Genomic DNA, 5412 nt, shown 5'->3' on the forward strand with positions numbered 1-5412 from the left:
TAGTACATTCCGTTTATTGCGTTTCATCATCATTGTTATATTTATCACCCCAAATTAATGCAAGTTTAATCCAGAAATTGATAGATGAAAATAGCTTGATAATTGCTTTTTATTTAAGTAATACATAGAGATAATGCGAAACATTCACCTGCTAACCTTCTTTTAACTTCAAACCTGTAAGCAGCAAAAGTTTTAAGTGTAGAGGTATGGAGGCGATCGCAGGTCGCATTCTTAGGGGAAAAAGGAGCGATCGCCTCATGGACGACCCTACTACAGGGCTTTCAGTCACTTTAACGTAGGGATTCTAAGATTACTGTGATTGTCATCAAACACAACAGAATAACTGCCAGCTTATAAAAGCAATTGCCTACAAATGGCAGCAGCACTGCGATCATATCCAAAGCCCCAAAACTCATTGATAAGATACAGGTAATCACCAAGGCGAATATTGCTAGCAAGAAATATTTGAGGAACTTAGCAGTCAATTTGAATAGAGGACTATACTGATTTGTTGTCATGGCTATGAACTCCAATATTGGAGTGTAAGTGATTCAATTTGTCTTAATGACAAAAACTCAATTACACACCTTGAACAAGGGGTAGAACTGACGAAGCTCAGATGAAGGCAAAGTAATTTTAAAAAGCCTATGACTAGAAGCTTTTAAACACCAGCACTGATTACTGTTAAACTGTTAATTCATCTAAAAACTAGCGGGCTGAAATGCTGTACTAAGCCAATTTCTGCTCAGGCAAATCGAGCGGAGGCGGGTCAATTGGACAGCCAACAGAATGATTGCTCAGTTCCACTCGTAAGCTTAAAGGCGTGACTTGCACGGTGACACTTCCCTCAAATTTTGCTGATACTGCTAAAACGGTGATGAGCAAAGCTAAATAAGTAAAATACCCAAAGTAGCGGTTGTTTAGTAGATTCACTTTTCCCTCCGATTAATTTTTTTGTTCTGTTGGTTGCTAGAGACAAGAATACGGATGCACGAAGCTAAAGCTTCAGCATCCGTCGTGGTTTTTCCCATCGATGAGCTGTTAACAGAACTTGATTAGATTGTTCGGAACCACTCTCACGCAGTTGCGAGATTCAGTCCAAAAATTTATGAGGCGGAGCTTTATCTCATCACCTCTAGGATCAACAAGGCTTAATTCCGTAAATCACTGATGGCATAAACTGGAACCCGTATCGACCGTCATGTGCGCGATAGAAAATTACAATAGTCGCATAGCCTTGCCGTTGACAAAAAGTTTCAAATAATGCGCTATTGAGTGTGACCAAAACATGTTCTAAGGTTTCCAGCGTTTCCCATTGTTTGGGCAGCGGAGGTGGGTTCCAAACAGCCAGGTCTTCTGGCGTAATTGGGAAATCTTCAAACTCTCCGCAGCGGCACTCGACTTTGTACAGACCTCTATTTGGGCAACATCGGATTTCTATAAGTCCAGTATCCTTAAATTTCTGAAATCTAGCTATCCTTTGCTTGCAGTAATAGAGGATTTCCTCTACTGCTCTGGGAAGCATAATCTTTTAGATTACTGTTAAGCTTGTATACATGTGAATGATATATTCATAATAATTACCATTTTTGTATCCAAAAATACAGAAATACTGTTTTTAACTAAATTTGCCTAAAAATTTGTAAATTTAATATACCTGTTAACTTTAAGACGATTTTATTGAGCATTACCGTATCTTTAAATACAAAAAAACTAAATAAAGCTGTTTTAATGTCAATATAATTTACAGTTAAACAAATTTATAAAATTCAAGAATATGGGTAAAGAGAGCGTTGGAGATCAAGACGCACTAAGAGAGATGCTCCACTTCTTCCTAAATAAATTGGGAGCAACGCAGGTGGAACTATCACAAGGGATGAATGTTAGCCGACCGGTTGTGATTGATTTTTTGAATGAAGAAAAGGAGCGGTTGCCGGTTGAGCGTGAAGGCTTGATCAAACTGTGCGAGAGTCTTCAAAATGGTAAGGCATATAAGAGGAAATCAAAAACAGAGGTTGAAAAAACAACAGAACAAGTCGAATCAAATTCCAAGGAACTACGAAAGTTATTGGGAGAGATAGGAGTAGATGAGCTACTGGAGTCCGCCGGTTTTTTACCAGAAAAAACCAAGATGATTCGGGTGACTCCAGAAAGATTTTTTCAAGTTGCTCAAGTAGTTGCATTGCTTGAGTTTTTGCATTTTGAAGATTTACTGCCCACAACTCAAGAGTTCTTGGCGATCGCAACTAACAAAATAGCAATTGCAAGTAAAAAGTCTTCTGTTGAGTATTCTGAATATCAAGATAATGATTCTCTAGGGCATTTGATTGAGGAGCTACGCACATCTTACCCAACGTTGGGCTTAAAACTGAGGCTGGAAGTAATTGACAAGCTACAGCGAACCTGGAAAAGACTTAAAGCCGGAGGAAAGACAAACTTTACCCGACAAGAGGCGATCGCGCTTTTTTTGAGTATTATCATCAAGGAGCAAATGCCTAAAGATGTGGCTAACCTTCGGATTAGAGTTCAAAAGCTAGAATTCCAAACTTTATCTCGATATATCAATGCAGAAGAGGAGTATAGCGATTTATACCATCGATTCGTACAGATAGGTCATCAGGCAGAGTGCGATCTGAATACTCCGGGTTCATGCTCAACAACACAACTAGAAGCAAAGTCACTTGATTCGCTGACTCCAGTGATTATGGCGATAGTGACTTGTAGCTTTAGTCATGATGGTAAATCGTCGGAGCCGATTGAATGGATGTATACTTCTGGCAACACAATCGTAGAGAATGCTATCGCTGCTTGTAGCCTACACATGGGTTTGACAGGGGAGATAGCTAACGTCAGCATATCAACAAAAACCCTAGACAGCAGTATTGATTCCTTAGTTGAAACAACAGTAATTCTGGGAAATCAGCAAAAGTATCAGGGAATTTGGGTAGACCGTGACTCGATGATCACTATGCTACAAGCGATTATCTACGCTGCCAAGCAATGGTTAGTAGATCAGAACACAAATGGGAAACTCGATATAGAAATCTACAGTTCAGTATGCAAAGCTCTCTCTGAGTTGAGGAAACGATTAACTAGAGCAAGGAGAGCTTTTCAAAAATTTCAGTTCCTTGATCAGGAGTGTCAGTCTGTTGAGATTAAGAAAATTGCTGATACAGCCAGGGATGAATTGAAGAAAATTCCAAAGGAAAATATTTACTTTTCATATCGACTCAACTTCTACCGCTGCTATTTTCTCGCAAGACGGTTGGAGCTAAGACTGTCAAATTTTCAAGGTAACATTAGTAACGCACAACTGCTCATTCAAGAAATTAACCAAGTCCTTGAGGAAGATCAAAAAGTAAAACAAGAACTTGTTCCCATACTCGCTCTAATTCAGTCAGAAGTCTACTTGTACAAGCTTTCCTGTGGGCATGACCCAGATTTATTTGAAAAAAGCAAAAGGAGCAGTTGGCTTGGATTAGAAGCATGGGACAGTAAAATTAGAGGTGCAATTAAACCAGGATCTTGCTACGAAGATCCTGGTTGGGATGTTTATTTAGCCTTGTCTGAAATTTATGGGAATGTGGCGCGGATAGAGTTTTACCTTTGTGATGACAAAAGTACGCTCAATAAAGCCGCAGAATATTTTCTCAGAGCAGCCCACTACGCATTACGTATTGGTTTAGCTCAACGAGCGTCTCGATGGCTAGCTTTTGCAGGACGAGTTTGGGTCAGACTTGGAGATGGTAATTTGCCAAGACAGGCATCCAAGTTAGCTGATAAACTTGCTAAAACTGATTTAACAGCTGGTCACAGTCAAAATTTTTGCCAAGCTGTTCTTTCAGAAATTTATTTGCTTGATGGAGAATATTTGCTCTTAATTCAAAATGACCCTACCAAAGCTTTAGAGTGTTTTTTGGAGGCACTTAAGGGAGCTGTATATTTAGGCTTGAATCGTCGGATTTGTGATGCGCTGTTTAATATTTCAAGATGCTCGAAGAAGCTTGGCAACTTCAGCACTAAGGAGGGACTTAGCAGGGTCTTCAAGTCAGAAGATCACTACTTAACTGAATCAAACAAAAACAAACTGAATCCAATGAGTAACAACACCTCAGAGAAAGTTTTGGATTTGCTATGTAGTCTATGGAGTAGAGAAGATAATCCTACTTGGTTTCAAGTGCGGGCTGAATTTTCCGAACTCGCTGCACAGACTTGGCAAGGATGGCATCTTGATACTAAGCCTGGAGCAACGACGAGACATCCTATCGCCAAGCGTATTGAAAACGGATCTTGGCTTTGTCAAGTTAATTAAGCTAACATCTTCTGGATAAGCTAACTATTACTCCAGCAATATCTCTTGGGTTTTAATGTTTCATATGGTGTAGGGCGATCGCATGATGCTGTACTTGAGGCGATCGCTCACCAAGGCTCATGAAAGAGCATCACTTCTGAAAATCGCCTCAGAAAAATTTGAGTATCTGCTTTTTTCTTGTACAACGGCGATCGCTCACAAAATAGTACAATTGTACTGTAAACGGTGAAGTCGCCTTAGTCAAAACACTGATGTGATGCTTCCTTGTTTTTTGCTGGAAGCATCTTTTCTTTATTCATGAGGTAGATTCTAACCCTGCTCGCTCCCACTTTCCACTATTTGCAGCTGCATCATAGGTACTCTGCAAAAAGGCCAGGAGTACTGCATCTGGGTCATCAGCTCGCCGCACTGCTTCATATGGCAAAATGAACTCTCGCATATCGGAACTGTAAAATGCCTCCTTTGGCTGGATGGGGTAGTCTTTAAATCCCTCTGGTTCGGGATAGGCATAGGAGTAAAAAACAGGTTCTGCCGCCCCACCACCAGGCCAAAACCCACAGCTGCTCACTTCATGCGAGTAAGCTTCTTTTGTTACCCAATCCGCCATATTGGGAACCCCACCTGGATGTTCTGGAGCGCGACGCCCAGAAAAGCGGGTAACAGCCAAATCAAAGCTGCCCCAGAAAAAGTGTACAGGGCTGCATTTACCAATAAAACGTGAGCGAAATACTTTCATGACCCTATCTGCTTGCACCAGAATCCGCCAAAACCTCTGGGCGTACTGAGGATCATAAGCTGCATGTACATGATCTTGATCAAAAGGAATTGGCTGGTCTACTTCAATTTCGCCTAAGTACTCAGAACGGCGAAAGATATTAACAATATCCACCGATCCCGGAATTTCTTGAAGTGAAGAATAACTTGGTTGACCATCAATTTCCTTGACAGTAGGGTTCACAGGGTAGACGGTATAGCCTACACTCCGCAAAAATTGGGCGATTTGATAACTGGTGCGCTCATGTGTATCAGAATGACCAACAACGGCGATGACTTTGGCATGAGTCAACACGTTACGCATGGCGCTGTCGTTTTCTTTGAGG

Annotated in this window: 6 protein-coding genes; 2 read left to right on the forward strand and 4 right to left on the reverse strand. The window is 40.8% G+C overall.

Annotated elements, in window-relative coordinates:
* Positions 1 to 151: 151 nt before the first annotated feature.
* The 3 genes from ACE1AT_RS01840 to ACE1AT_RS01850 form a co-directional block, all read right to left on the reverse strand.
* A complete protein-coding gene (locus tag ACE1AT_RS01840) occupies positions 152 to 289 on the reverse strand; it encodes a hypothetical protein (RefSeq protein WP_374865611.1) in 138 nt (45 codons plus the stop codon).
* Between the two features lies 1 nt (position 290).
* Positions 291 to 518, reverse strand: a complete 228-nt coding sequence (locus tag ACE1AT_RS01845) for a hypothetical protein (RefSeq protein WP_374865612.1) — start codon at positions 516 to 518, stop codon at positions 291 to 293.
* 211 nt (positions 519 to 729) lie between these two features.
* Positions 730 to 933: a hypothetical protein gene (locus ACE1AT_RS01850; RefSeq protein ID WP_374865613.1), complete on the reverse strand. Its 204-nt coding sequence runs from the start codon at positions 931 to 933 to the stop codon at positions 730 to 732.
* Between the two features lie 844 nt (positions 934 to 1777).
* Here ACE1AT_RS01850 and ACE1AT_RS01855 point away from each other — a divergent pair.
* Positions 1778 to 4312, forward strand: a complete 2535-nt coding sequence (locus ACE1AT_RS01855) for a hypothetical protein (protein WP_374865614.1) — start codon at positions 1778 to 1780, stop codon at positions 4310 to 4312.
* Between the two features lie 82 nt (positions 4313 to 4394).
* Complete coding sequence (locus ACE1AT_RS01860) at positions 4395 to 4541, forward strand: hypothetical protein (protein WP_374865615.1); 147 nt, start codon at positions 4395 to 4397, stop codon at positions 4539 to 4541.
* A gap of 66 nt (positions 4542 to 4607) precedes the next feature.
* On the opposite strand, the gene ACE1AT_RS01865 is transcribed toward ACE1AT_RS01860, so the two are convergent.
* Positions 4608 to 5412, reverse strand: an 805-nt coding sequence (locus ACE1AT_RS01865; protein WP_374865616.1) for a DUF5996 family protein, incomplete at its 5' end; no start/stop codon positions are given.

The sequence above is a fragment of the Pelatocladus sp. BLCC-F211 genome (genome assembly GCF_041928655.1).
Classification (GTDB): Bacteria; Cyanobacteriota; Cyanobacteriia; order Cyanobacteriales; family Nostocaceae; genus Pelatocladus.

Excerpts from the sequence above, each read along its gene's own strand:
- ACE1AT_RS01845 (WP_374865612.1), bottom strand. The coding sequence starts at position 518 with ATGACAACAAATCAGTATAGTCCTCTATTCAAATTGACTGCTAAGTTC.
- ACE1AT_RS01855 (WP_374865614.1), top strand. The coding sequence starts at position 1,778 with ATGGGTAAAGAGAGCGTTGGAGATCAAGACGCACTAAGAGAGATGCTC.
- ACE1AT_RS01860 (WP_374865615.1), top strand. The coding sequence starts at position 4,395 with ATGATGCTGTACTTGAGGCGATCGCTCACCAAGGCTCATGAAAGAGCA.